Below are 26,967 nucleotides of genomic sequence, written 5' to 3'. Positions count from 1 at the left end.
CGCGGTACGGCAGACTGTTTTATCATACCGGCACCTTCTCCGTGAGCAGGCGGGTCATGGCATCGGTGTTCTCTGAATCACTGTACCTCACAGATGTGCAGTCGGCAAAGAACGTGCATGCGAGCCCGTCTACTTCGCGTACGGACTGGATAGTTTCGATCACTGTGTCCTCGAACCTGGCGTCATCCTCGGGAGCGCCCGACTGGTAAAGGGTGAATATGTCGCCGGAACCTCCATAGGCGAGGACAGCCTGCAGACCTACGGCTCCCCTGAGTTTGTCGGCTACGGCCCGCAGGATCTTAGCCGTGCCGCCGGGGCCATATTCCCGAAGGAGGCGGCGATAACCGTGAAGGTGGAACTTTTTCAGGGTGAAGTCCGTTCCGCGCACCTCCCAGTTGTCTCCGTAACCCCGTATCACCGGTATGAGTCCCTGGGTGTTGAGAAAACCCGTAGTCTTGTCCAGGAAGCGGGCGGACCTGATGTCTCTGGCCACGTAGGCGGAGTTATCTGAATCTATGAAAAATCCCACCAGGCCTACGATCTTGCCGTTCTTGAAAACAGGTAGCTTCGTGGCGACGATGTCCCGGGGAACGCCGCCGGCAATGCATTTTCCGGGGCTTGCAACGACGTGCCTGCCCGACTCCAGCACCTCCAGCTCATCCCTGCGGTAGGTCTCTGGTGGCACGTTCCACTGTATGTCGTCGTCGGTCTTTCCGATTATCTCCTTAACGTCCTGGATGCCGTAGTAATTGAGGAATGTGCGTGAAGCGCCAAGGAATCTCCGGTTCGTATCCTTCCAGAAGAACTTCAGGGTGCTGCCCAGCTGAAGGTTGCGCCAGAGGTCTTCTGAGGTGACAGAAACGTCCAGAGAGTCCATCTGCTTCTCTGAGACGCCCAGAGACGTGAACACCCTGTGGGCTATCTCGTCGTTATTCACCGGCATGGTGTGGCGGAAAGAGACCACGAGGTCTTTGTTTATCCCGCTGCCGAAGACGTAACAAAGCTCCTCCCACTGATATTCACCCTTATCGTTGCGCATCCTGAAGGCTTGTGAGAGGAATGGAACGTCATTTTTTCTGAGCCTTTCAGGCAGGGTATCGACGTCGGTAAACTCAAGGAAAAGCGCCCTGTCGTCCGGATATACAGATCTTGACGCGAAATCCAGGATGTCCTCCCGAGCCATGCCGGGCTTGCCCGAGTACCTGGAGTGGCTGCCCGAAAAGAAGGTGATCTTCATCTCTTCTGGAGCTATTACGGACACCTGGTTGAACAGCTGCAGATTGTCCCTCAGTATCCCGTTGATGGACGCGTTCGCCACCTGGTTTTCCGACACCGAGATGTTGCTGAGGGTGAGGAGATACAGCACGTGCCACTTTGACCTCACCACCTCCCGTGCCGTGAGCTTAATGTAGTTTCCGTTGTGGTTCACGAGCTCGCTGGAGTTTTCACCGTCCGGCGGGAGGGAGCGCAGGAAAGAGGCGGCCTTCTGGTTGAAAAAGTGATCCTCAGGCGGACAGTAGTCTTCTCCGTCGCGGACAGGCGAGAGACCGCAGGAAAGTCGCTCTTCGAGATGCGCATCGCTGATATATACAGTATTCAGAGACTCTCCATCATCCATGATGAGCGCGATAGGAAGATCAGTGAGCAGCTTGATCTTGTCGGCCTCGTTCCAGAAGTTTATCGCGGAGCGTTCCTCCGGGAAGATGCCACGCCTTTTCAGATCCTCCATTTCCTGCTCCAGTGGAGCCGGGCGTCCGAAGTAATATCCCTGGATGAGGTCGCAGCCGATCTTCCTGAGAAAGAGAAACTGCTCCTCCGTTTCCACGCCCTCGGCAAGAGATCTCATTCCTATATCCTTGGACGTGCGGATGATAGAGGCTATGATGCTCCTGGATTTCTGTGAAAAGTCGCTGAAAAACTCCCTGTCGATCTTCAGAAGATCCAGGTCGTAGTCCTTCAGCACGTTTAGCGAGCTGTAGCCGCTCCCGAAATCGTCGAGCCACACCTCGAAGCCGAGCTCCCGCAGGGAATCCAGCTGCCTGTGAAGGGACTCGGGATCGCCGTGGATCATGGTCTCCGTGATCTCTATTTTTATGTAATTGTGAGGGACCTGGTATCTGTCCGCGCAGGAATCGATGAAGCCGACGATGTCCATGGCCTGGAAATCCTCGAGCGACAGGTTGACCGATATCGGTATGAGCTGGATCCCCTGAGTCAGCCTCTGGGATTGGACCTTGCACACTTCCTCAACTATGAAGGAGTCTAGCTTGTGGATGAGATAATTCTTTTCCAGGACCGGTATGAACTTGTTAGGATACAGATATCCCAGCTCCGGATCCTTCCACCGGGCCAGGGCCTCAAAGCCGCACACCTGCCCGGACAGGGCCCGGATCTGCGGCTGATACCAGATCTCGATATCACCGTGTGAAACAGCCGTTTCCAGATGTGATCTTATATATGTGTCATAATCAATAGCCATTTCTGATACCCGAAAAAATTGTGTATAAATAAACTTACCCCCCATTCTGAATTGTATTTTAGCACAAATCGGGGGGGGTAGTAGGGAAAAAACCAAAATATATGTTGCCCCGTTTGCGCAAAAAAAAGGCGACAGCCGAAGCTGCCGCCGAGCGTTCTTCCTTTTTTCCGGGAAAGACTACTTGTGGTACTTTGCAGGTGCTGTGAACGGCTCAACTCCGTCGCAGATGCGGATCCTGTCTACAGCAGCCTTCTTGATCTCTCCGAAGTTCTGGAGCTTCTCCTTGCCCTGGAGAACTCTGAGAGCACCGCCGGCAAGTGCCTCCATCTCGTACTCTCCAGCCATCACCTCAACTGGCGCGATCCAGTCTACCAGCTTGATGATGTTCTGTGTGAGCATCTTGGAGTAAGCGATACCTCCGGTGAGGATGATCCTGTCCACCTTGCCGGCAACAGGAACTGCCAGTGTGCCGATGTCCTTGGCAACTCTGTATGCCATAGCATCGTAAACGATCTTCGCATACTCATCGCCGGCCTCGATCATCTTTTCCACCTCGATGGCATCCGTCGTGCCAAGGTGAGCCTTCAGGCCGCCCTCGCCGTGGAATCTCTTGGTAACATCCTTTACTGTCTGTCCCTCAGCGATGCGGTCGCCGGTGAACTTGATCAGCTCCTTGGCACTTACTCCGCCGCCTCTCTCAGGTGTGAAGTTGCCCTCGTCGTCGTTCACGGCGTCGATGTTCACGCCCTTGTGATACAGACGGATGGAAGAACCGCCGCCCAGGTGTGCAACGATGAATGTGCAGTCGTCGAAGTCCTTGTGCAGGATCTCCTCTGCACACTTGATGCCCATGGCTCTGGTGTTCAGAGTGTGCCCTACTGTGAAGCGAGGGATCTCAGGAACTCCTGTAACTCTTGCGATAGGCTGCATCTCGTCTGTTCCGATGGCGTCGTAGATGCAGGCAGGGATTCCGTACTGCTTCTTCAGGTCGAAAGCTACCAGGCTGCCCAGCAGGGAAGCGTGAGGGTAAGCATCGTCAGGTCTCGTCAGGTAGTCCACCATCTCCTGGTCGATCTCGATAGCTCCGTGAGGGCAGGCGATGATCCTTCCGCCTCTGGAGCAAACTGCTGTGAGAGAATCGGTGGAGATGCCGTTCTTCTTAAGCGCGTCATAAATCTTGTCTCTTCTGAACTCGAACTGGTCGATAACGCCGCTGAACTGGCTCATCTCTTCCTGAGAGTGACGGATGGTCTCCTTGAAAACTTCCTTGTCGTTGTCATATACGGCGATCTTGCTGGATGTTGAACCGAGGTTCAGCACAAGAATGCGCTCTGTCTTGTTACCCATTGGTATGATCCTCCTAATTAGCTTTAAATGTAAGATTTACTGACTATTATAAATGTATATCTCCGGAAGTTGAAGGGGAAAACAAAGTCAGAACATGCTTTTTTTGTGAAAAAACGAAAAACGGCCTGAAGATTATTGCAAAACCCTGCCGTAAATGTGTAAACTTGAAGGCAAGTTTACTTTAAGGTGCAGAAAGGATCTTTTATGAAATTAGAGGGTAATAAAAGGGCGCTGGCGCTGGTACCGCCTCTGACGTTCATCGTCATCTACCTGGGGGCGGGCATCATCCTGCAGGCCCGGGGAGTGGAGATGGCGTTCTACCAGTTCCCGTCAGTAGTGGCCGTGGTGATAGCAACGATCGTGGCGTTCGGTATCTTCCACAAGGCAGGTATAAATGAAAACTTCAAGCTTTTTGCAAGGGGAGGCGGAAGCGTGGACATCATGACCATGCTCATGATCTTCCTCCTTGCAGGAGGCTTTTCCGCAGTCGCAGGCGCCATGGGCGGAGTTGATTCCACGGTGAACCTTGGAGTGTCCATCGTGCCACCGTCCCTGCTCACGGCAGGAGTGTTCGTGATCTCGGCTTTCCTGGGGACCGCTACCGGTACATCGATGGGGACCATAGGCGCCCTGGTGCCGCTGGCTCTCGGGATCGTGGACAAGACCGGATTGTCGCTCCCTCTCGTAATGGCCGCATGCGTCAGCGGAGCCATGTTCGGAGACAATCTTTCCATGATCTCCGACACCACCATAGCTGCGACCAGGACGCAGGGCGTGGAGCTGAAGGACAAATTCCGCACCAACTTCTGGTGCGCTCTTCCCGCTGCTGTTATCACGCTGGTCCTCCTGATAATTTTCGGGAGGCCGGAGACCGCCGTTGCCATGGAGACAGGTGACTACGACCTGGTAAAGGTGCTTCCTTATCTCCTGGTGCTGGTGCTGGCGCTGGTGGGGATCAACGTTTTCGTGGTGCTGATCATCGGGACCCTGTCTGCGGGCATCATAGGCATCGCCTACGGTGACCTGACGGTGATAACCTTCGCCTCCAAGATCTGGGAGGGATACCAGAGCATGATCGAGGTGTTCCTGCTCTCAATATTCATCGGAGGCATTGCCGAGATGACAAAGCATTACGGAGGCCTTGACTGGCTCATCGACAACCTCGCCGACAAGTTCCACGGAAAGAGGTCCGCCCAGGTCGGGCTGTGCATCCTGGCGGCCCTGACAGACGTGGCCACGGCCAACAACACCATAGCCATAATCGTGGACGGTTCAATGGCCCATGACATCAGCGTAAAATACGACATCGATCCGAGGAAGACCGCGTCGATCCTGGACTCGTTCACGTGCATCGTACAGGGACTGATCCCATACGGTGCGCAGTTCCTTCTGGTGGCGAGCCTGTGCAAGGGACGCATCAGCCCGGTGGACATCATCCCGAACAACTGGTACCTTTTCCTCCTGGGCGCATTCGTGATACTCTCCATTTTCCTGCCGCCATACGAGAGGCTCACCCTCAAGGGCAGATGGGACTGGGAGAAGAAAAAGGTGGTCTACGAGTAGAGAAGGGTTTTGGCCCGCGATAATTCTCGCCCTGGAAAAGCAGAGACGGATGTGCGCCGGCGAGCGACAGTCCGCGATTGACGCACACAAATTCGTGATTGAGGGACTCGTAAAAACATGCTATACTTTCATCGGGTTTTGTTAGAAATTCCAATTTAAGATGATTTAATTATATTATTTACCGAAGGGAGAAGACCATGAATGTAGTATGTCTGGACATGGAAGGAGTTCTGGTTCCTGAGATATGGATAGCCTTTGCTGAGGCCAGTGGGATCCCGGAGCTCAGGCGAACCACAAGAGACGAGCCCGATTACGATAAACTCATGAAATTCAGGCTGGACACACTCAAAGAACACGGACTGAAGCTGAAGGACGTGCAGAATATCATAGCCACCATCGATCCGCTGCCAGGGGCGAAGGAGTTCCTGGACAGGCTGAGGACCGAGACTCAGGTGATAATCCTGAGCGACACATTCACACAGTTTGCCGCTCCGCTCATGAAGAAGCTGAATTACCCGACCCTGTTCTGCAACGAGCTGGTGGTAGGTGATGACGGCACCATCGAGGACATCCGCATGAGATGTGAGCAGTCCAAGCTTACAACGGTAAAGGGACTTCAGTCCATCGGCTTCGAGACCATCGCCGCCGGGGACAGCTTCAATGACCTTGGGATGATACAGGCCAGCAAGGCGGGGTTCCTTTTCAAGAGCACAGATGCCATTAAGGCGACGCATCCGGAGATCCCGGCGTTCGAGGATTTCCCGGAGCTGCTTGAGGCCATCGAGGCGGCGCTGTAGACGGGCTGCGGCCTTTGCCGCGGAATGCCCGGACAGTATCGACCAGTCAGGAGAACTTTTTTGGAGAGAATACTGCAGAGGATTTTATCTACTAATATCATAGCCAGCCTGTGCATAGTTGCCGCGACTTTCATATTGCTGGGGATCTTCAGAAAACTCGTAAAGGCGTACATCAGCCGCAACGACCCGGATCGCCGGCTGGAGTCCATGCTCCGGTCCATGATCCGCACCGTCGAGGTCATCGTGTGGACCCTTGTGATCATGGCTCTCCTGCAGATGAACGGCATCAACATCACATCCCTCATCGCGGGAGTGGGCGTTGCCGGCGCCATCGTCGGACTTGCCATGCAGGACCTTTTCAAGGACATCATCATGGGCTTCCACATCGTCAGCGACAAGGCGTTCAAGTACGGAGACGTGGTGACCATCAACGGGTACGAGGGCGTGGTGGTATCATTCACGCTCTTGGCCACACAGGTCAGGGACCTGAACTCCGGGAATCTCGTCACCATCTGCAACCGCGACATCAGCACTACCGCCGTGGTGTGCGGGTTGTACGACATCGACCTTCCGGTCAGCGGAGCGGAGGACCCGGAGAAGGTGGAGGCCCTCATGAAGAAGATCGCCGGCGAGATCGCGGCGGAGAAGGGCTTCGAGAGCTGCGAATACATGGGCGTGCAGAACTTCAACGGCGCCCAGTTCATCCACAAGATCCGCTTCAAGTGTTCACCGGCTGAGAAGTGGCCGATGTGGCGGAGGGCCATGGCCCACGTGTACAGCAACCTGCAGGAGAGCGGCGTCAGGGTGCCGAACCAGGAGCTGGACGTGAGGCAGAAGGCGGAATAGGAAAAAACCGGATCGGCCGTCGGCGGATCGCGGGGATAAGAAGAGAGGGGGCTGTCGCATTTTGCGGCGGCCTTTTTCCGGTACACGGGGAAAACGATTGTGTGCAATTAAAATGGTGTTATAATGGAAAAATGCAAGGCAGGGCAAGTTCAGGCTGTTGCATAAGCGGAGCCAGATGGTATAATCTGAGAACAGATGTTCGAAAAAAATGGAGGTTTTCATGGAGACAGGGATCAAGGGGAAAAAGGAACTGACAGTCACTGAGGAGCTTACAGCGCAGGCCGTCGGCAGCGGCGGACTCAGGGTATTCGCCACCCCGTGCATGATAAGCCTGATGGAGAGCACGGCCAGCGGTTCGGTCCAGGGGGAGCTCCCGGAGGGCCAGAGCACGGTCGGCACACTCATTAACGTGACGCACCTCTCTGCCACCCCGATCGGCATGAAGGTGTGGTGCGAGTCTGAGCTCACCGCGGTGGACCGGCGCAGGCTGGTCTTCAGCGTGAAGGCATATGACGAGAAGGGCCTGATCGGTGAGGGTTCTCACGAGAGGTTTATTGTAGACGACGAGAAATTCATGAAGAAGTGCCAGGACAAGCTGCAGTAGTCCGGAGCAGGTGTATTTGAAAGCCGGGAGGCGGCTATGAGCGAAGAAAAAGAACAGACAGAAAGAGAAGAAAATAAAGAAGAGGGAAAGGCAGGCGGCCCGGCGGAGAACAGCGGCGGTGCTGCTGACATGCTGCCCGGCGGCAGTCGGGACAAGGTGATAGTAAGGACCAGCGTAATAGGGATCATCGCCAATATTTTCCTGGCCGGGTTCAAGGCCGTGATAGGCATGGCGGTGGGGTCCATCGCCATCGTGCTGGACGCGGTGAACAACCTGAGCGATGTATTGTCATCTCTCATAACGATAATAGGAACGAAGCTGGCAGCAAAGGCTGCGGACAAGGAACACCCCTTCGGCCACGGGCGGGTGGAGTACCTGACATCCATGATCATCGCAGTAATAGTCCTGTACGCAGGTATAACTTCGCTGGTGGAGTCGGTCAAGAAGATCATACATCCGACTGTGCCGGAGTACACGACTCTGTCTCTGGTAATAGTTGCGGTGGCCGTAGTTGTTAAGATACTGCTGGGCAGATACGTTAAGTCGGTGGGTGAAAAGGTGAATTCCGGTTCGCTGATAGGTTCCGGCCAGGATGCTCTCCTGGATTCGGTGATCTCCGCCTCGACGCTGGTGGCGGCGCTGATCTTCATCGGCACCGGTCTCAGCCTTGAAGCCTGGCTTGGTGCAGTCATCTCCGTGGTCATAATAAAAGCCGGCCTCGACCTGCTCCGCGAGGGATACAGCCAGATACTCGGAGAGCGTGTGAACAGCGAGATGGCCAAGGACATCAAGAGCACAATCAATTCTTTTGATAACGTCATGGGGGCGTACGATCTGGTCATGCACAGTTACGGGCCCGACAGGTGGCTTGGTTCTGTCCACATTGAGGTACCTGACGTGCTCCATGCCGCTGACATCGACGCCCTGAGCAGGAAGATCGCAGATAAGGTGTTTGAAAAACACGGAGTCATCCTTACAGGTATCGGGATCTATTCCTACAACACCTGCGGAGGAGAGGCGGTCAAGATAAGGAAGAATATCTACCATCTGATCGCGGATGATGATTACATCCTGCAGATACACGGCTTCTATCTCGATCAGGAGAACAAGAAGATCTCCTTTGATGTGGTGGTGGACTACGATGCTCCGGACAGGAAGGCCGTGTGGAAGAACGTGTGCGACAAGGTACAAGCTGCCTATCCGGATTACCAGATAGTGGTGAACATGGACAGCGATACGAGCGACTAGTACGGGAAAGCAGTAAGAAGGAGACGCAATGCCGGATTTTAAAGTCCATTCTGATTTTGACATGACCGGGGATCAGCCCCAGGCGGTGGATAAGATAGTAAACAGCATAGAGATGGGCAACAGGCACCAGACGCTTATGGGAGTCACGGGTTCTGGAAAGACCTTTTCCATGGCCAAGATCATAGAGAGAGTGAACAAGCCGACCCTGGTGATCTCCCACAACAAGACGCTCGCTGCACAGCTCCACGGGGAGTTCAAGGAGTTTTTTCCGGAGAACGCGGTGGAATACTTCGTCTCATACTACGATTTCTACCAGCCTGAGGCCTACGTCCCATCGACGGATACATACATAGAGAAAGATGCGGATATAAACGACGAGATCGACAAGCTGCGGCACTCGGCCACGGCGGCACTCCTCGAGAGAAGGGACGTGATCGTTGTCGCCAGCGTGTCCTGCATATACGGACTGGGTTCTCCGAAGTCCTACCGCAATCAGCTGCTCAGCCTGAGGACGGGCATGGAGATAGAGAGAGATCAGATCATCCGCAGGCTGGTGGACATTCAGTACACCAGGAACGACCTGGATTTCCAGAGGGGCACGTTCAGGTCAAGGGGGGACACCATAGACATATTCCCTGCGGGGGGAGAGAACGCCGTGAGGGTGGAGCTTTTCGGGGACGAGATCGACGAGATCAAGGAACTGAACAGCGTCACAGGTGAGATCACAGGTATCAGGAATCACATCAGCATCTTCCCGGCGTCCCATTATGTCACCGACAAGGCCGACATGGAGCTGGCCGTTGCCTCCATAAAGGAAGAGCTCAAGGAGAGGGTGGACTGGTTCAAGGCCAACGGAAAGCTTCTGGAGGCGGAACGGCTGGAGCAGAGGACCAACTTCGACATAGAGATGATGATGGAGGTGGGGCGCTGCAAGGGGATCGAGAACTACTCCCGACACATCAACTTCCTGAAGCCGGGAGAGCGGCCGTACACGCTGCTGGACTATTTTCCAGATGATTTCCTCTGCATAATCGACGAGTCCCACGCCATGCTCCCTCAGCTCCGTGCCATGTACAACGGAGACCGGGCGAGGAAGTCCTCGCTGGTTGAGTACGGGTTCAGGCTGCCTTCGGCGCTGGACAACAGGCCGCTCAAGTTCGAGGAGTTCGAGGATCTGGTCGGCCAGACGGTGTATGTCAGCGCCACCCCGGGGAAATATGAACTGGAACATTCCGGCGGGATAACGGCGGAGCAGCTCATCAGACCTACAGGACTCCTCGATCCTCCGATCGAGGTGAGAAAGACCGAAGGCCAGATCGACGACCTGATAGGCGAGATTTACAAGACTACAGACAAAGGAGAGCGCGTCCTGGTCACGACCCTGACCAAGCGCATGGCGGAGGACCTGACGGCTTATCTCAGGAACGCCGGCATACGGGTCAGATATCTCCACTCGGACATCGACAACTTCGAGAGGCTGGAGATCATCAGGGACTTGCGTCTGGGAGAATTCGACGTCCTGGTGGGCATCAACCTCCTGCGTGAGGGCCTCGACCTCCCTGAGGTGTCGCTCATAGCCATACTGGACGCCGACAAGGAGGGCTTCCTGAGGACCGAGACGTCGCTGATCCAGACCGTGGGAAGGGCCGCCAGGAACGAGCACGGCCGGGTCATCATGTACGGCGACCACATCAGCAAGGCGATGAGGTACACCATAGACGAGACCGGCAGACGGCGCAAGGTGCAGGACGACTACAACAAGGCTAACGGCATCGTTCCACACACGATCGTCAAGCCGATCCGCGACGTAATAGAGGCTACCAAGGCTTACACCGGTGATGGCAAGGCGAAGAGCCCGAAGGAAATGACAACGAAGGAGTTGCGAGAGACCATCAGGAACCTGGAAAAGGAAATGAAGGAGGCTGCGAAGAATCTCGAGTTCGAGAGGGCAGCAGAGCTGCGTGACCTCCTCTTCGACCTGCGGAGCAGCAGGCGGGCGTAGCGCCGCACGCGCAGAGCATAACGATAAAATTTTTTTACGAGAACGCGAGGTATCGATTGGAAAAGAACATCGTAATTAAAGGAGCCAGAGAGAACAACCTCAAGAATCTGGACGTTACCATACCGAGAGACAAGCTGGTGGTGATGACCGGGCTCAGCGGTTCCGGAAAGTCCTCACTGGCATTCGACACCATATACGCAGAAGGGCAGAAGAAGTACGTGGAGAGCCTTTCCGCATACGCCAGGCAGTTCCTGGGGCTGATGAAGAAGCCGGACGTGAGCCTCATCGAGGGCCTGAGCCCGGCCATATCCATCGACCAGAAGACCACCAACAAGAACCCGAGGTCGACCGTTGGAACGGTGACCGAGATATACGACTACCTGAGGCTTCTATACGCCAGGATCGGCGTGCCTCACTGCCCGGTGTGCGGCAGGGAGATAACCAGCGCCTCGGTGGACACCATTGTAGACAAGATAGCCCAGCAGGGGGAGGGGACTAGGATAACGGTTCTGGCTCCCGTTGTGCGGGGGAGAAAGGGAGAGCACAAGGCGGTGTTCTCCAGGATCCAGAGGGACGGATACACGAGGGTCAGGGTCGACGGCGAGATGATGACCCTGGACCAGGGGCCGGTGACTCTGGACAAGAACAAGAAGCACACCATCGAGATCGCAGTGGACAGGATCCGGGTGCGTGACGACAACCACAGCCGTATCTCCGAGTCCGTCGAGCTGGCGCTGAAGGAGGGCGAGGGCATTGTCAACGTGCTTTTCCAGGTAAAAGACGAGAGCGGTTACTCCAACGAGTTCATGGAGACCTACAGCACCAACTTCGCCTGCCCGGAGCACGGGGTGTGCATCGAGGAGATGGAACCGAGGATGTTCTCCTTCAACAGCCCTTACGGAGCCTGCGACAACTGCGGAGGCCTGGGCTTTACTCTGAGGATCGATCCGGACCGGCTGGTGACAGACGAGAACCTTTCGATACTGGACGGGGCTCTGGGAAACGTTTTCGGATCCATGGACGCCATGGGCTGGTACAGGCACATGCTGAACACGCTGGCGGACGTGCACCACACAGACCTGTCCATACCGTACAAGGACCTGCCTGAGGCTTTCAAGGAGGATCTCCTCTACGGCACTAAGGGCAGGAAGATCTCCTATGACTACGTGAGCAGGGCCGGGAAGGTCAGCCACATGAACCATCCTTTCGAGGGCATAATACCGAACCTGGAGAGGAGATACGGCGAGACCAACTCCGACTACATCAAGGAAAAGATCTCCGACCTCCAGGAGGAGGCGGTGTGCAAGGTGTGCCACGGGAAGAGGCTGAAGGACAAGGTCCTGGCGGTCACCGTTGGCGGGATAAACATCATCGACCTGACGGAGAAGTCGGTACTGGATGCTATCGACTTCTTCGATAAGCTGGAGCTGTCGGAGCGCGATCAGAAGATCGCCGCGATGGTGCTCAAGGAGATAAAGGGCAGGCTGGGCTTCCTGAAAAGCGTCGGCCTCGGATATCTGACTCTTGACCGCAGCAGTGGGACTCTGTCCGGTGGAGAATCCCAGAGGATCCGCCTTGCTACCCAGATCGGTTCCGGCCTGGTAGGTGTGCTGTACATTCTGGACGAGCCGAGCATCGGGCTGCACCAGAGGGACAATGCCCGGCTGCTCCAGTCTCTGAGGAGGCTCACCGACATGGGTAACTCCCTCATCGTTGTTGAGCACGATGAGGAGACCATGTACGCCGCGGATCACATCGTGGACATAGGACCGGGCGCCGGCATGAACGGCGGACACCTGGTGTGCCAGGGTACCGTGGAGGACATCAAGGCGTGTCCGGAATCCATCACCGGTCAGTACCTCTCGGGAAAGAAATCTATCAAGGTGCCTGATCACAGGAGAGAGGGCAACGGCACTCACCTTAAGGTGTACGGTGCGGCCGAGCACAACCTGAAGAACGTGGATGTCACATTCGATGGCGGCAAGCTGATCTGCGTCACGGGAGTGTCTGGCTCCGGCAAGAGCACACTCGTCAACGAGATCGTGTACAAGGCGGTCTCAAGGGTCACCAACAGGACCCAGGCGAAGCCGGGCAAGTTCAGGAAGATCGAGGGAATAGAGAACTTCGACAAGATCATAGACATCGACCAGACGCCTATCGGAAAGACCCCGCGCTCCAACCCGGCCACATACACCGGGATGTTCACGGGGATAAGAGAGCTCTTTTCCGAGATGCCTGAGGCAAAGATGCGCGGATACACGAAGGGCCGGTTCAGCTTCAACATGAAGGGCGGCCGCTGCGAGAACTGCGGCGGAGACGGCATCATCAAGGTGGAGATGAACTTCCTGCCTGATGTATTCGTTCCGTGCGAGGTGTGCGGAGGTGCCAGGTACAACCGTGAGACCCTTGAGGTGAAATACAAAGGGAAGAACATATCCGAGGTCCTGGACATGACGGTGGAGGAGGCCCTGCCGTTCTTCAGGAACCACAGGAACATCGAGAAATATCTGAGGACGCTGAATGACGTGGGACTCGGATACGTGAAGCTTGGGCAGCCGTCGACGCAGCTCTCCGGCGGAGAGGCGCAGAGGATCAAGCTCGCAACGGAACTTTCCAGGAAGGGGACGGGCCGGACTCTGTATATCATGGATGAGCCGACAACAGGGCTGCATTTTGCAGACGTGGACAAGCTCATGGACGTCATCCAGCGCCTTGTCGACGAGGGCAATACCGTTATAGTCATAGAGCACAATCTGGATGTGATAAAGTGCGCCGACCAGATCATCGACCTCGGCCCTGAGGGAGGCGACGGCGGTGGCACCATTGTGGCAACGGGAACGCCGGAAGAAGTGGCTATGGTATCGGAGTCATACACGGGTCAGTATCTGAAAAAGATCCTGCACCTGTAGCCGGTTGTTCATAGAAGGCGTAAGCCGGAGAAGTTTTTTAAAGGGCAAACGGATAACGCACAAAATGCATTTTGCGTTTTGTGCGAATTTTCTTGCAATCCTTTTTTCCGGGATGTTATTATTCCAGTAGTTAATGATAAAAACCGGGAGGTATGATATGGCCGGCATGGTTAAGACAGTTACAGAACAGATATACAACGAGATCCGACACGCCATCATGACACAGGAGATCCCTGCGGGAGAAAAGCTGACGGTGAAGATGCTTCACGAAATGTATGGCGTCAGCTCATCACCTATACGCGAGGCCCTCACCAAGCTTAAGGACGACGGGTTGATAGAGTACAAGCCGAACGTGGGCATGAGCGTCATCGTCATGACGGCTAAGGATGTGGATGAGATCTTCGACCTCATGGCCGAGATGGACGTGATAGCCATGAGGTTTGCCATGAACAAGGGCAACGGCGAAGAGATGATCAGCGCCATGAGGGAGAACCTGGAGAAGATCTCGGGGGATCCGTCTGAAAAGGACGGGGATGAGTGGATCAGGCTCAGCGACGATTTCCACCTCCTCATGTATGATTATGCCGACAACTCGAGGCTGACCATAGCTGCCCGTAAGATCCGGGCGCAGATGACCATCTTCTCCAACGCCTATGAGCGCATAGAGGAAAATCAGGAGGACATCGCCAGGGAGCACGGCAGGGTGCTGGACGCCCTGGAGAAGGGCGATGTGGATGAGGCCAGCAGCATACTGAGGGCGCACCTCATGTCATCGAAGGCTCGTGCTCTCCAGGTTTTCCAGGGTGCGCATTAGGCTGAACTGAAGGTGTGCACGGACCAGGTCGGCGGCCTGGTCGAAATCCCTGTGGCAGATCGCCTCGTAGATCCGCAGGTGGTTTTCGTAGATCTGAGGGTAGTTGTCCTGGGTGGCGTAGATGCTGGACATCAGCTCCATTCGGGCAGCCAGCCTGTTTGCCGCTTCAGAGAGGAATCGGTTGTTTGCGTATTTGTAGAAGATATCGTGGATCTGCCCTCCTACGATGGAAAAGGCCTCAATGGACTCATTGGAAGGGTAGTTCTCCAGCGCCGCTTTCTCCTGGTCTATGGCCTGCTTGAGCTCGGATTCCATCGGCGCCGTTGCAAAGCCTGTGCTGCACATCTTGACTGCCGTGGCCTCCAGCTCCGCGGTGAACTGGAACATCTCCCGTATTTCCTGAGGAGAGAACTCGGCAACGGTCATTCCGCGGTTGGTGGAGTGTGTGACAAGGCCGTCGGAAACGAGGCGGGACAGAGCTTCCCTGATAGGGGTGTGGCTCACGTTGAACCGGTCCTTCAGCATGTTCAGTGTGAGCTTCTGCCCACTGACCAGGCGCCGCTGGGTGATGTCATCGTACAGCTCGTGGTAAAGCCTTTCGGAAAGAGTGGTGTCATTATCGCTTTTCATGTGGTATCCTCTCAGTCCAGAAACAAATTCCGGAATATATCAAACAAATCTTCGAATATATTATCAAATGAAAAAGGAGGAGGCAACGAAGCCTTCTCCTTTTTGCATTACGGGAATGGTCTACCACTCCTCCTCAAACCTGAATGTGCGTTTCGAATACTTGTCGATCAGGTCGATAGTGGCCTCGAGGTCCTTCTTAGATATGACGGAGCTCTGGCTGTGAGGGAATCTGTCGATGATGGAGATGCCGGCTACTCGCACGCCGATGCCGGACTGGTTGATGCTGCTGGCGTCGGTACCGCCTCTGTCCATGACGTCTCGCTGATACGGGATCTCATTTTCCTGGCAGCAGGCGAGCATCTCGTTTACAAGATATTCGTCGAGCATGGCGGACGGATTACCGATGGTGACGCCTACGCCGGCTCCCACCTTGTTGGCTCCTGTCAGATCGTTCGGATAGTAGTGATCTGGAGAAACGTCGATGGAGACACCGATGTCCGGGCGGATGCGTTCTGCAGATGTCACGGCGCCCCTGCAGCCAACTTCTTCCTGAACAGAGAAAACATAATAGACATCATTAGGGCCGGATCCGTCATTCTTCTCGAGAGCCTTGATCATGGCGTAGCAGCCGGCCCTGTCGTCGAAGGTCTTGGCGGTGATCTTGTCTCCCTTCATCTCATACCAGTTTCCGATGAAGCCTGCATAGTCGCCGACCTGTACGTACTTTTCTGTCTCTTCCTTTGAGTCGCAGCCTATATCTATGTAGAGCTGCTGAGCCTTGTTCTTGGCTTCCTCTACAGGACCGTCGCATCCCACGACGCCTATCGTGCCGTTCTGGAATACTACCTTGTCGTTGTAGGCGGAGGACGTCCACGTCCAGCCGACGCTGCAGACCTTGACTCTTCCGTCCCCCATGATGTGGGTCACCTGGAATCCTATCTCGTCCATGTGGGCAGAGAACATGATCTTTTTGCCGTCTGGAGAGCCGTTTCCTTTCTTGAGGACAATCAGATTGCCCATGGCATCCGTGACCACCTCGTCAGCCATGACCTTCACCTGCTCCCTGATGATCTTCCTTACATTCTTTTCCCGTCCGGAAACTCCCCATGCCTGAGTCAGCTCTTTAAGAAGTTCCATTTTTTCCTCCTCTCATCACACAGGCCGGCTGATCCGTCTGCGGAACTTTCAAGACGAATGACACCGGCGAAATTCGGCATGATTTTATAATATTTGCTAGGATATTATCAAAAATATACTATATTGACAAGTATTTAATAAAAACTACAAAAGACTTGACAATAAATGATGAATTATTATAATAACCGTAAATGGATTATGCACAATGCAATGACCCATTTACATCTTCAAGTCCCGTCCCACCCTTCCGGTGGTGGGGCTCACATAACTCAACACACATTTACAAAACGTTGCTTTTATGTTTTGAAGAGTATTCAGGAGGGTGAAATGGACCAGAATACTGCACAAACAGCTGGACAGACCACTAAATTGCCGGTCTTCCTGAAATTTTCTCTTGCAGTAGGAGATTTCAGTAAAAGTACACTGCAGATCCTCAATGCATTTTTTCTGCTGTGGTTCTATACGGACGTAGCGAAGATCCCTGCGGCCGCCGCCACGGTGATCATGATCATCGCCCGTGTCTGGGATGCGGTGAACGACCCGATGATGGGCGTTCTTCTGGACAAGACCAGATCAAAGGAAGGAAAGTGCAGATTCTGGCTCAAGTATTTTTCTGTTCCAGCCGGAGTTTTCATCGTGCTCAGCTACACATGTCCAGGACTTAAGGGCAACGCACTGATCGCATGGGTCGGGATCACATACATCTTCCAGGGGATGGCACAGACCATAACGAACATCCCGTTCAACACCTTGCTTGCAAGGATCACGACCGACAAGGAAGAGCGTGTAAAGCTCGGCCAGTGGAGAGGATTCGGCGGAATGATCGCCAGCACCCTCATCACCGCCACCGCACTTCCTCTCGTAAAGCTCATCGGACACGGCGACCAGACCAAGGGATTTTTCGCATTCGCCATCATATGCGGAGTCATCTATGCCGCCGGCTTTCTCCTGGTGTTCTACGCCAGCAAGGGCTACGAGCACTTCGATCCTGAAGAGCTGGAGACTAAGGAAGAAGAAAAGAAGAACAAGGAAAAGACATCCGTCAAGGCTCTGATCGTGGCGCTCCTCAAGAATAAGTACGCCCTGATCGTCTGCCTGATCAACGCCCTTTTCCTGATATACAACGCACTGAACGGAGCATCCACCGTTTACTACCTCAACTACAACCTCCACAACCAGGGACTCATGAGCGTGTACTCGATCATGACGTCCGTGATCGGCTTCATCGCCGTCGCGGGCATGGGCTTCATGGGAAAGAAATTTGGCAACGCGAAGTCCTGCGGCATCGCGTCGGTGCTCCTGATCATCAGCTACGGGACAAGGTTCCTGACCCACGACGCCTTTCTGCCAGTGCTCTTCGCCTGCTGGGGCATCGAGGGCATCGGCGCCGGCCTGTTCGCACAGATGATCTACCAGTGCGCGCTTGACGCCATGACATACGGCAAGTGGAAGACCGGCGTGGACAACCAGGGAACTGTAATGTCCATCTACACATTCGCTCAGAAGCTGGGCCTGGCCCTCGGCGGCATCATCGCCAGCAGCCTGCTCACAGCTTACCACTACGTACCGAACGCGAAGAGCCAGACTGAGGCCGTGAAGAGCCTGTTCTTCAACGAGATAGTAACGATGCCTGCTGTAACGTTCATCGTGCTGTTCTTCCTCTTCATGTATCTCGCCAGACTGGAGAAGAACATTCCTCAGATGGAAGCGGAGATAGCTGCAAGAGATGCAGCCGAGCTGAAGGCGGTTGGTACAATGAAGGCCGAGGCGGCAGCAGCTGTTGAGTCAGTGACAGATGACTCCGCACAGACCGATGGAACAGAGACTTCTGCAGAAGTTGCTGAAAAGCCGGACGAAAAAGCTGAGGGCGAGGACGCCCCGGAGCAGTAGCAGGAAAAAACTGTATATTTTGAAAAAGAGATAAGGCTCTGCCACAGCGTGCGGCAGGGCCTTTTGTATTTCACCAGGTGCTCATTTGAGCTGTGCGTCTGCTCGATCAGGTTTGATGTTTTCACAATACATCGATAAAGTAATTTGTTCAGATCCATAAGAATTATTAAAATGCATATTGCAAAATGTAACACACAAAATGTATAATACCCTAAATCGATTTGTGTGTTGTGTATTATATCGGATTAAAGGAAGGGAGAAAAAATGAGTCCTGAAGTTTACGTTCCTATGCTCCTCATCCTCGGCACGTTTCTGGCCGGAGATCTGTTGAGCAAGCTGGTGAAGTATCGGGTGGACAGCCTGATATTCTCCATCGTATTACTTATCGTTTTCGGCTCTGTTCTGCATGTGATCACTCCGTCGACGTTTGAAGCGACCGGATTCATGACGATCATCAACAATTTCGGCATACCGTTTGCCATAGTCAGCTTTGGGGCCAGCGTATCCCTGTCTGAAATGAAGGGGCAGTACAAGACTTTCATCATCGGCACGGCGGCTGTAGCATTGATAATACTGACCGGATCGTTGATCGGAACTCCGCTGACAGACCTCAGGACCTCGCTCTACAGTTCTGTAGAGGTAGCAGGCGGCGGACAGGCCGGGCTCATCATGCTCACGAAGGCTCAGCAGATCGGCGACACAAAGATGGTCGGACTTATGCTGCTGCTGATGAACATGCAGATACTCGTGGGATATCCTGCTTGTGTATATTCGCTCAGAGCCGGGATGAAGAAGCACCTCATGGCAGGAGACATGATGGAAATAGCCTCAGGTGCACTTGCTAAAAAGAGGTCCGGGGCGGAGGAACACAAAGGCATGAATTTCAGGATCCCTGATGATGTCAAGAGCTCCTTCTACTATGTATTCGTGGTGTTCACACTCATATGCCTGCTTTCTTTCTACGTGGGACAGTGGACAAGGATAAGTCACTACGTATGGGAGATAATCCTCGGATTTGCTGCAGTACAGGTGGGTATCATCCCAAAGGATGCACTGAACAAAGCAGGAGCTGGCGGAATGATCTTCGGCCTCATGTATCCGGTCATTTGTGAGGCCTTCGTAGAGCTGTCCTGGGAAGAGATCCTCGGCATGCTTCCGATAGTCGCGCTTTTCTTCGCTATAGGGGTTGCCGGGTGTGCAGTCTGCGGAGCCATCTTCTCAAGGATTTTCAAGAAAAACTTCTTTGAGACATGGGCAGTGGCTCTCGGATGCATGGTCGGATTCCCGCCAAGCCTGCTGGTAGCAAAGGCTGCCGCAGCCGATCTGAAGACGAACATGGACCTCGATGATGAGACCTATGAAGCTATGGTCGCATATTATCAGCCGCAGATAGTGATCTCGGGGGTTGTAACTATCTCTGTAGAGACAGGGATAATAGCCGGTATCCTGGTAAGTCTGATATAGCATCGGTAATTAATTGCTTTCGAGGCGAAAGAAATGAAAAATATACTGGATCATGACATGCCTGTCTACAGGTTCTTTGAAGAAATATCCAGGATCCCGAGGGAGTCGTGTCACGAAAAGGAGATCAGCGATTATCTCGTTGAATTTGCGAGGGCGCAGGGACTTTGGTACCGCCGTGATGAACTGAATAATGTCTTCATCAAGAAAAATGGGACCGAAGGATATGAGGACCATCCACCAGTGCTGCTCCAGGCACACATGGACATGGTGTGTGAGAAGAGACCTGAAAGCAATCATGATTTCAGGAAGGATCCGATAAAGCTGGTGGTCAAAGACCGTCACCTGATGGCTGAGGATACGTCCCTGGGCGCCGATGACGGTTTCGGGATGGCCTATATGCTGACGCTCCTTGCAGATGAAGGCCATTACAGCCATCCGCCCCTGGAGTGCCTTTTCACCATCGACGAAGAATCGGGTATGACCGGGGCTCGCGGGTTCGACGTATCGGATGTTGAGAGCAGGACCCTGATAAACCTTGATTCCGAGCAGGAGGGTGTAACTTATGTTGGCTGTGTGTGCAGCGACAAGACCGTCGTCTCAAAGAATCTGAGGAAAAGAGTGCCGTGTTCCGGTACCGTCGTGAAGATGACGGTGGACGGGATAACGGGAGATGTTTTCCTGGGCGGCTCCGATCCCGAGGTGGGGAATGCAATAAAAATGAGCTTCCGTATGCTGGCAGAGCTGCTCGATGAAGGAATACAGGTCGGGCTATGTTCCGCAGAAGGAGGCTCAGCGGAAAACCGTAATCCTCTCTCCTGTGAGATTGTCTTTTCCTGTGACGAGGACTATGATGCTGTTACGGGTCTCCTGGAAAAGGCTTTTAACGAGATGATGGAACGCTACCGGGGGACTGAGTTCTCAGCTGCGATAAGCTTTGAAAAAGCTGAAGCAGGAGATGTGGTGAGCCCGGAGGAAAGTGACAGACTGATAAGGATGATGTATCTCATGGAGTCGAATACCTTTGCTTCGGATATCGCGACTGGAAAGATGGAGGCGCTTCATATGCTCGGGGTCATTGAACTTAATGGATCCAGGTTCACAATGACCGGCAGCACCAGAGCACGTCACAGGGACATGGGGGAGGAGCTCTGCAGGCACATCAGGTATACAGCGGAGACTTTCGGTTGTGATTTCGCGAGATGCGAGAGGATCATATCCTGGCAGAGCAGCCCTGATTCAAGGATAAAGGCGCTCTTCAACGAGGTGCTGATGGAAAAACAGGGAGTGAAGCTCAAAGAAGATATCTGTCCAGGAGGACTGGAGATTTCTGTGTTCGTGCGCAGGATTCCGGGCCTTGACGCCATAACCATTGGACCGACCCACGAAAATGTCCATACTTTTCATGAGTACCTGGACATGGATTCATATGAGCGCACGTTCGATGTTTTGACAGAAGTTCTGAGGAGGATGTAGGTTTTCGCCCTGCACGGCCGTCGAAAGGATGCAATAAAGGATCAAATTATGAGCAAAGATCGCGACAACACAAAAATGCTTGAGACGCTCGAGGAGCTCGTCTCCATCAAGAGCATCGCCAAGAGGGGCGACCAGTCCCATCCATTTGGCGAGGGCCCGGCAAAGGCCCTGGAATACATGCTGGAGCAGGCGGCGGCCATGGGCTTCAAGACCGTCAACAAGGGGACCTACGGCTACGCGGAGATCGGAGAGGGCGAGGAGCTGATCGGCATCCTGGCCCATCTGGACACTGTTGAGGCCGGAAAGGACTGGAATTATCCTCCTTATCAGGCCACCATGGAGGACGACAGGATCTACGGCAGGGGGACCATCGATGACAAGGGACCGGCGGTGGCGAGCCTTTTTGCCATGAAGGACATCCTGGACCACGGCACACCGGGAAAAAGGATCCGTCTCATCCTCGGCCAGACCGAGGAAAACGGCGACTGGGACGATATCACCGCCTACCTCGAGAACGAGGACGCGCCGGACTGCGGCTTTACGCCCGACGGGGATTTCCCTGCGATCTACTGCGAAAACGGGATAATGATCGCCAGGATCTCCATGCCCCTTGAAAACAGCGGCCTGGAGTACGCCTGTGCGGGGACTGCCCCGAACGTGGTCCCTGATCTCTGCCAGCTGAAGACCGCCCGCGGCACGTACGAAGGCCACGGAAAGATGAGCCACGGTTGTGCGCCATGGCTCGGAAAAAACGCCATCTCGGACGCCATGAGGCGTGCCGCCGAAGCTGAGGGCGAGGAGGACCTGCCTTTTCCGGCCATATACCTTCGCCACATCGCGGACAAGCACCACGGAGAGGGGCTGGGCATCGACTTTTCCGATGACGGCACGAGGCTCTCGGTGAACCCGGGGATCATCAGGTCGGAGGATGGCCGGCTCACCCTCGACATGGACATCCGCTTCCCGATTTCCGTCACGTCCGACCAGGTGGTGGCGGGCATGAGGGAGGCGCTCGGCCAGTACAGTGGTCTCGGGCTTACCGTGGAAAAGTCATTTGAGATGCCGGCGGTGTACATGGAAAAGGACGGGCCTGTGATCAGCCGCCTGCTCGCGGCGTACCGCCAGGTGACGGGGGATCTCGGGGAGCCGCTGGCCATCGGCGGAGGGACGTACGCCCGGTCCATGAAAAACATCGTGGCCTTCGGACCGAATTTTCCGGGTCACGAGAACAGGGAGCACAACAGCGACGAGTACCTGTTGCTGGAGGACTTTTACAAGCTGCGGGAGATCTACCGCCTGGCGCTTCAGAACCTGCTGGAGATATAGAACGCATCAACATCGACATTGGAGCCTCTGCAGACGCGGAGGCTTTTCTCGTAAATGCGGGAAATTAATGATATACTATCCACAAAAGGACTGGAGTATTTGTTGGATATATACAAAAAATGCTTCGCGATTCGGGAAAACAAGAGAATTAAACAGGGGAAAATATATGAATGTTTTTGATGTCGTTGGGCCCGTGATGGTGGGTCCTTCCAGCTCCCATACCGCCGGAGCTGTCCGCATAGGCCTTGCGGCCAGGAAGCTCATGGGTGAGGAGATAAAGGATGCGGAGATACTGCTTCACGGGTCCTTTCTGGCCACGGGCCACGGACACGGGACGGACCTGGCGCTGGTGGCAGGCCTCATGGGACTTGCCGTAGATGACGAGAGGATAAGAAAAAGCTTTTTACTGGCGAAGAGGCAAGGCATGTCCTTCCGCTTCGGCGCCATAGACCTGGGGGATGACGTGCACCCCAACTCTGTGAAGCTCGTCCTCGAGTCCGTCAGCGGGAAAAGGCTTGAGGTCGTTGCGTCTTCAGTCGGTGGCGGGCGCATCTGGATCAGCAGGATCAACGGGATGAAGGCGGGGTTCAGCGGCGAATACCATACTTTGATCGTCCACAACCAGGACAGGCCTGGGTGCGTAGCCAATGTCACGTCGATGCTTCACGAAAAGGGCGTCAACAGCGCCACCATGCAGGTCTATCGCTCAGGGCGGGGCGGCCACGCGGTGATGGTGATCGAGTGTGACGATGAGGTGCCGCGGGAGTCTTTGGAGAGACTGGAGCAACTGGACGGCGTGGAAAGCGTGACTTATTACAGCCCGGCGTAGGGCTTCGGCTGCATTACGGGCGGCACGGCGACGCGCAGAATCACCGCATAATGACCGCACGATGACCGCATTGTAACTGGATGGCTGCGCGGGAGGCGGCAGCACGGGAGACAGGAAAACATGTTTGGATCATTTTTAGATATTCTTGAAGAATGCAAGGAAAACAACACGCCCTTCTGGGAGACGGTATGCCGCGACGACTGCCGGGAGGAGGGCATATCTGAGGAGGAGTCCCTGGAGAGGATGAGGGCGATCTGGCAGGCCATGGTGGATTCCGACCGGAATTACGATGAACACCTGAAGTCCAAGAGCGGCCTTACCGGCATGAACGCGGCGATGGTGAAAAACCGTCGCGAGAAGGAGGGAAACAATACCCTCTGCAGCGAGTTCGAGAGCCGGATCATGGAGCGTGCCCTCCGCATATCGGAGTCAAACGCCTGCATGAAGAGGATCGTCGCGGCTCCGACGGCCGGCTCCTGCGGCGTTGTGCCGGCCGTGCTCATCACAATGCAGGAAAAATTCGGCTTTTCCGATGAGAAGATGATCCAGGCCCTCTATGTTACAGCCGGGATCGGAGGCGTCATCGGTGAAAGGGCCTGCCTCTCCGGCGCGGAGGGCGGCTGCCAGGCTGAGGTCGGTTCTGCCTCCGGGATGGCTGCAGGAGCAGCGGTCTGGCTGCTCGGCGGCTCTGACCTGGCGATAATACACGCCTGCGCGATGGCACTGTCCGGCCTCATGGGACTGGTGTGCGATCCCGTGGCCGGACTGGTGGAGATCCCTTGCGTCCGCCGTAACGTGGTGGGTGCGGCAAACGCGGTGACCGCAGCTGATATGGCCCTTGCAGGCCTTCGCAGCACCATTCCTCCGGACCAGGTGGTGGACGCAATGAAGAGCGTCGGCCGTCAGCTTCCGGAGAGCCTCAGAGAGACAGGAAAAGGAGGACTTGCCGCCACGCCTGCGGGACGGGAGATCAGCAGGCGGCTGAACGAGGGGAGCGTTGGCGCCGAGGTGTAAGAGATCGAGGCGCGTGATGTAGTGGTACGGGAGGCAGTAGCACGGATACAAACGATCGCATTCGAGCGAACAGGATCCTCCGGAGCGCCGGAAAAAACTCCTGGAACACCCGTATCCATTCCAAATACCCGGATTTTCTCAAAAAACCAGTTGACCTTTTTCCCGGAAAAACGTATACTGTTGTACTGCAAAAGTTCCAGTACATGGGGACGTAATGGTTTCGACAGGGATGTTGAACAGGGATAAGCGAGCCGTAGTCGCCAAGTCTACGTAAAAAGTGGCAACCTAAATATAAACGCTAAGAATAATAATAGCAATTTCGCACTGGCTGCTTAGTTCAGCCCCGCGGGCCGGCGCCACTCACCTGCAGGTGACATAACCGGTCTAAGATATGCAGGAAACTCCTGAGTGAAAGCCCGGCAGCTCAGGAACATCACGGGCTGGCCTGACTGCAGTTTGCTGACAGACGGCAGGTAAGGCGAGACACAAATTATCAGCTGCGCTCGGAGAAAGTCTCTCGGATGTGTTTCTGGACGTGAGTTCGACTCTCACCGTCTCCACCATTTTTCAGGGTTCAGAGGCAAAACTCTGAACCTTTTACATTGCAACGAATTCCGCTGATTTCAATGGTCAGCGGCTTTTTTTATGCCTCCTTTAAAACGCACAGAAACCCTCTCAGACGCACCTGAAGCCACGCACGATCCGGCGCGGGGTTATTTGTTTATCCGGTATCCGGAGAAAGGATAAGAGATGGCTACAACAATGGAGACCATGAAAACTATGTGGAAGGCTGGCGGCGGGGCATGTTCCAGAGCAAGGAGAGCCGCACATGAACGAAAAGAGTGAAACAGAAGAGCTTCGGGTGCTTTTCCTTAAGCCGGGAGAGCTTACCAAAACCTGGAGATCGATGATGAGTCAGATCCGCGCATCTGCGATTGCGGCATCCGTTACAGGAAGCGTCAAGGATAAGGAAAAATATTTTCCGGAAGAGGATGAGCGTGAAAAGAAGGAGCCCGAGGCCCGAAGCTTGGGTTCCAATGCCCTTCTCATCAGGCAGCAGAGAAGAAGAACTTGACCGGATCTGCAAGGCTGCTGCCTGGTGGCGGGTGTCCAGCTCGTTATTGCAATTTACGTATTAGTGTGTTATGCATAATGGCGGATGTGAATTTCGGTTGAGTGACGGAGGAAAAATGGCAGACGGCAAATGGGTGATGACCTCAGATGATGCGAAACGGGTGGACCTGACTTTCAGTGGGGCGAACCCGCTTGACTTTCATTCCCTTCCGAATTACGGGAAGACCGCCTATGTCGATGACCGCGCGGGCGATGCGGCGAAAACCTGCGCTCACTGCGGGTCGGACGATCTTGATAGCGGCTTCGGCGGGTCTGGAGAAGGCTTCGCATATAGATCCGTGCGCTGCAGAAAATGCGGCGGGACGACGAATTTTGTCTATCGGGACGAAGCCGGCCGATTTTTCAAGTAATTAACGGATGGGAAGACAGGGAAAGGATACAGCAAATTGATCCGGAAGGACAGCACTCGGAGCGGAGGACACGTTGGTGAAACTGAAAAAACAGTTATATGGCAGAGAAAACCGATCCTGGTTTTGACGGCGATCTTCTGCTGCTCCCTCTGGGGAAGCGCGCATTCCTGCATAAAAATCGGATACCGGCTCTTTGATGTGAGTGAGGGTGACGCTGCCGGGCAGATCTTTTTCGCCGGGGTGCGGTTCTTTCTGGCCGGAGTCATGACGCTTATATTCGGAAGTATTGCAGAGCGTCGGATCATTCTGCCGGCACGCGGATCTTTTCGGGCGGTCGCGTCGCTGGCATCGACGCAGACTGTGCTGCAGTATGTATTTTTCTATATCGGACTCGCTCATGCGTCCGCTGTTCGCTCGTCGATCATCAACGGTGCCGGCACATTCGTCTCCATTCTGCTGGCAGTGTTCCTTTTTGGCTACGAAAAGCTGACGATGCGGAAAGTTATCGGCAGTGTGCTCGGATTCGCTGGCGTGGTGCTGCTCGAGACGCTTGGCAGTTCACTGGAGTTCGGATTTACACTGAATGGTGAGGGCTTTGTGCTGATCGCTGTCTTCGCTTCGGCGCTCGCCGGCTGCCTGATCAAAAAATTTTCGAAGGATTTCGACCCGGTCATGCTCAGCGGCTGCCAGTTCATGCTCGGCGGTGCGGTCATGGCGGCTCTTTCCTTTGCGGCGGGCGGACGGCTGACCGTAAAGAGCGGCAGCTCGCTCCTGCTGATTCTCTATATGGCCTTCATCTCTTCGGCGGCCTATACGCTCTGGGGCATCCTTCTAAAATACAATCCGGTCAGCCGGGTTTCGATGTTCTCGTTCGTGACGCCGGCTGCCGGAGTTATCATTTCTTCGCTGCTGCTTGACGAGCGATCCGTGTTCAATATGTGGGCACTGAGCGCGCTCGCGCTGATCTGCGTGGGTATCATTGTCGTGTTCACAGGGAAGGAAGATAGCGGAGCAGTCACGACTTCAGACCGGCGGAAGAAAAATACTATTAGAGAATAGTTAAACTAGATCTGTGACAGCGCCTGCTTCGGACGGTGCTTTTTTACTTCTA

General features: G+C 54.6%; 21 protein-coding genes and 1 other RNA gene. 18 read left to right on the top strand and 4 right to left on the bottom strand.

Annotated features, from left to right (window positions below; all coding sequences use genetic code 11):
- Nucleotides 1-22: 22 nt before the first annotated feature.
- The gene (locus BQ7382_RS07325) at nt 23-2,479 is read right to left on the bottom strand and encodes an EAL domain-containing protein (protein ID WP_159437265.1); all 2,457 of its coding nucleotides are present in this window, start codon (nt 2,477-2,479) and stop codon (nt 23-25) included.
- Between the two features lie 177 nt (nt 2,480-2,656).
- On the bottom strand, nt 2,657-3,826 hold the full coding sequence (buk, locus tag BQ7382_RS07320; RefSeq protein WP_077391462.1) for a butyrate kinase: 1,170 nt from the start codon (nt 3,824-3,826) through the stop codon (nt 2,657-2,659).
- Nucleotides 3,827-4,030: 204 nt separating this feature from the next.
- On the opposite strand from buk, the gene BQ7382_RS07315 reads away from it, so the two are divergent.
- The 8 genes from BQ7382_RS07315 (at nt 4,031) to BQ7382_RS07280 (ending at nt 14,609) form a co-directional block, all read left to right on the top strand.
- Entirely contained in the window at nt 4,031-5,389 is a 1,359-nt protein-coding gene (locus tag BQ7382_RS07315) for a Na+/H+ antiporter NhaC family protein (RefSeq protein ID WP_077391461.1), read from the top strand.
- A gap of 197 nt (nt 5,390-5,586) precedes the next feature.
- Nucleotides 5,587-6,186 (top strand): bifunctional phosphoserine phosphatase/homoserine phosphotransferase ThrH, encoded by a 600-nt coding sequence (gene thrH / locus BQ7382_RS07310; protein ID WP_077391460.1) that lies wholly within the window; start codon nt 5,587-5,589, stop codon nt 6,184-6,186.
- Between the two features lie 60 nt (nt 6,187-6,246).
- Nucleotides 6,247-7,032, top strand: a complete 786-nt coding sequence (locus BQ7382_RS07305) for a mechanosensitive ion channel family protein (protein WP_159437264.1) — start codon at nt 6,247-6,249, stop codon at nt 7,030-7,032.
- 220 nt (nt 7,033-7,252) lie between these two features.
- Nucleotides 7,253-7,636: a thioesterase family protein gene (locus BQ7382_RS07300; RefSeq protein ID WP_077391458.1), complete on the top strand. Its 384-nt coding sequence runs from the start codon at nt 7,253-7,255 to the stop codon at nt 7,634-7,636.
- A 36-nt stretch (nt 7,637-7,672) separates the two neighbouring features.
- Nucleotides 7,673-8,884, top strand: coding sequence for a cation diffusion facilitator family transporter (locus BQ7382_RS07295; protein ID WP_328587318.1), 1,212 nt, complete (start codon nt 7,673-7,675; stop codon nt 8,882-8,884).
- Between the two features lie 28 nt (nt 8,885-8,912).
- Nucleotides 8,913-10,886, top strand: coding sequence for an excinuclease ABC subunit UvrB (uvrB, locus tag BQ7382_RS07290; RefSeq protein ID WP_077391457.1), 1,974 nt, complete (start codon nt 8,913-8,915; stop codon nt 10,884-10,886).
- A 56-nt stretch (nt 10,887-10,942) separates the two neighbouring features.
- Nucleotides 10,943-13,795, top strand: a complete 2,853-nt coding sequence (gene uvrA / locus BQ7382_RS07285) for an excinuclease ABC subunit UvrA (RefSeq protein ID WP_077391456.1) — start codon at nt 10,943-10,945, stop codon at nt 13,793-13,795.
- 157 nt (nt 13,796-13,952) lie between these two features.
- Nucleotides 13,953-14,609, top strand: coding sequence for a GntR family transcriptional regulator (locus BQ7382_RS07280; protein ID WP_159437263.1), 657 nt, complete (start codon nt 13,953-13,955; stop codon nt 14,607-14,609).
- On the opposite strand, the gene BQ7382_RS07275 is transcribed toward BQ7382_RS07280, so the two are convergent.
- Both BQ7382_RS07275 and BQ7382_RS07270 read right to left on the bottom strand, forming a co-directional pair.
- Nucleotides 14,565-15,239 (bottom strand): GntR family transcriptional regulator, encoded by a 675-nt coding sequence (locus tag BQ7382_RS07275; protein WP_077391454.1) that lies wholly within the window; start codon nt 15,237-15,239, stop codon nt 14,565-14,567. The genes BQ7382_RS07280 and BQ7382_RS07275 overlap by 45 nt on opposite strands.
- A 120-nt stretch (nt 15,240-15,359) precedes the next feature.
- The gene (locus BQ7382_RS07270; RefSeq protein WP_077391453.1) at nt 15,360-16,376 is read right to left on the bottom strand and encodes a M42 family metallopeptidase; all 1,017 of its coding nucleotides are present in this window, start codon (nt 16,374-16,376) and stop codon (nt 15,360-15,362) included.
- Between the two features lie 327 nt (nt 16,377-16,703).
- Here BQ7382_RS07270 and BQ7382_RS07265 point away from each other — a divergent pair, with 327 nt between their 5' ends.
- The 10 genes from BQ7382_RS07265 (at nt 16,704) to BQ7382_RS07220 (ending at nt 26,915) form a co-directional block, all read left to right on the top strand.
- Nucleotides 16,704-18,266, top strand: a complete 1,563-nt coding sequence (locus BQ7382_RS07265; RefSeq protein WP_159437262.1) for an MFS transporter — start codon at nt 16,704-16,706, stop codon at nt 18,264-18,266.
- 264 nt (nt 18,267-18,530) lie between these two features.
- Nucleotides 18,531-19,730: a hypothetical protein gene (locus BQ7382_RS07260; protein ID WP_077391451.1), complete on the top strand. Its 1,200-nt coding sequence runs from the start codon at nt 18,531-18,533 to the stop codon at nt 19,728-19,730.
- A gap of 33 nt (nt 19,731-19,763) precedes the next feature.
- Nucleotides 19,764-21,203, top strand: a complete 1,440-nt coding sequence (pepD, locus tag BQ7382_RS07255; protein WP_077391450.1) for a beta-Ala-His dipeptidase — start codon at nt 19,764-19,766, stop codon at nt 21,201-21,203.
- Nucleotides 21,204-21,251: 48 nt separating this feature from the next.
- Nucleotides 21,252-22,529 carry a Sapep family Mn(2+)-dependent dipeptidase gene (locus tag BQ7382_RS07250; RefSeq protein WP_077391449.1) on the top strand — a complete coding sequence of 426 codons (1,278 nt, stop codon included), beginning with the start codon at nt 21,252-21,254 and terminating at the stop codon, nt 22,527-22,529.
- A 166-nt stretch (nt 22,530-22,695) separates the two neighbouring features.
- Nucleotides 22,696-23,358 carry an L-serine ammonia-lyase, iron-sulfur-dependent subunit beta gene (sdaAB, locus tag BQ7382_RS07245; RefSeq protein WP_077391448.1) on the top strand — a complete coding sequence of 221 codons (663 nt, stop codon included), beginning with the start codon at nt 22,696-22,698 and terminating at the stop codon, nt 23,356-23,358.
- Between the two features lie 120 nt (nt 23,359-23,478).
- Complete coding sequence (sdaAA, locus tag BQ7382_RS07240; protein WP_077391447.1) at nt 23,479-24,372, top strand: L-serine ammonia-lyase, iron-sulfur-dependent, subunit alpha; 894 nt, start codon at nt 23,479-23,481, stop codon at nt 24,370-24,372.
- Between the two features lie 205 nt (nt 24,373-24,577).
- Nucleotides 24,578-24,935: a transfer-messenger RNA gene (ssrA, locus tag BQ7382_RS07235) on the top strand.
- 266 nt (nt 24,936-25,201) lie between these two features.
- Entirely contained in the window at nt 25,202-25,447 is a 246-nt protein-coding gene (locus BQ7382_RS07230) for a hypothetical protein (RefSeq protein ID WP_077391446.1), read from the top strand.
- A gap of 115 nt (nt 25,448-25,562) precedes the next feature.
- On the top strand, nt 25,563-25,856 hold the full coding sequence (locus BQ7382_RS07225; protein ID WP_077391445.1) for a hypothetical protein: 294 nt from the start codon (nt 25,563-25,565) through the stop codon (nt 25,854-25,856).
- Nucleotides 25,857-25,892: 36 nt separating this feature from the next.
- Nucleotides 25,893-26,915, top strand: a complete 1,023-nt coding sequence (locus BQ7382_RS07220; RefSeq protein WP_144082107.1) for a DMT family transporter — start codon at nt 25,893-25,895, stop codon at nt 26,913-26,915.
- Nucleotides 26,916-26,967: the final 52 nt, after the last annotated feature.

This window comes from Mobilibacterium timonense, from assembly GCF_900155555.1.
Lineage (GTDB): Bacteria > Bacillota > Clostridia > Peptostreptococcales > Anaerovoracaceae > Allobaileyella > Allobaileyella timonense.
The sequence above is the reverse complement of the archived record's forward strand: the minus strand, read 5'-3'. Positions and strand labels throughout refer to the sequence as shown.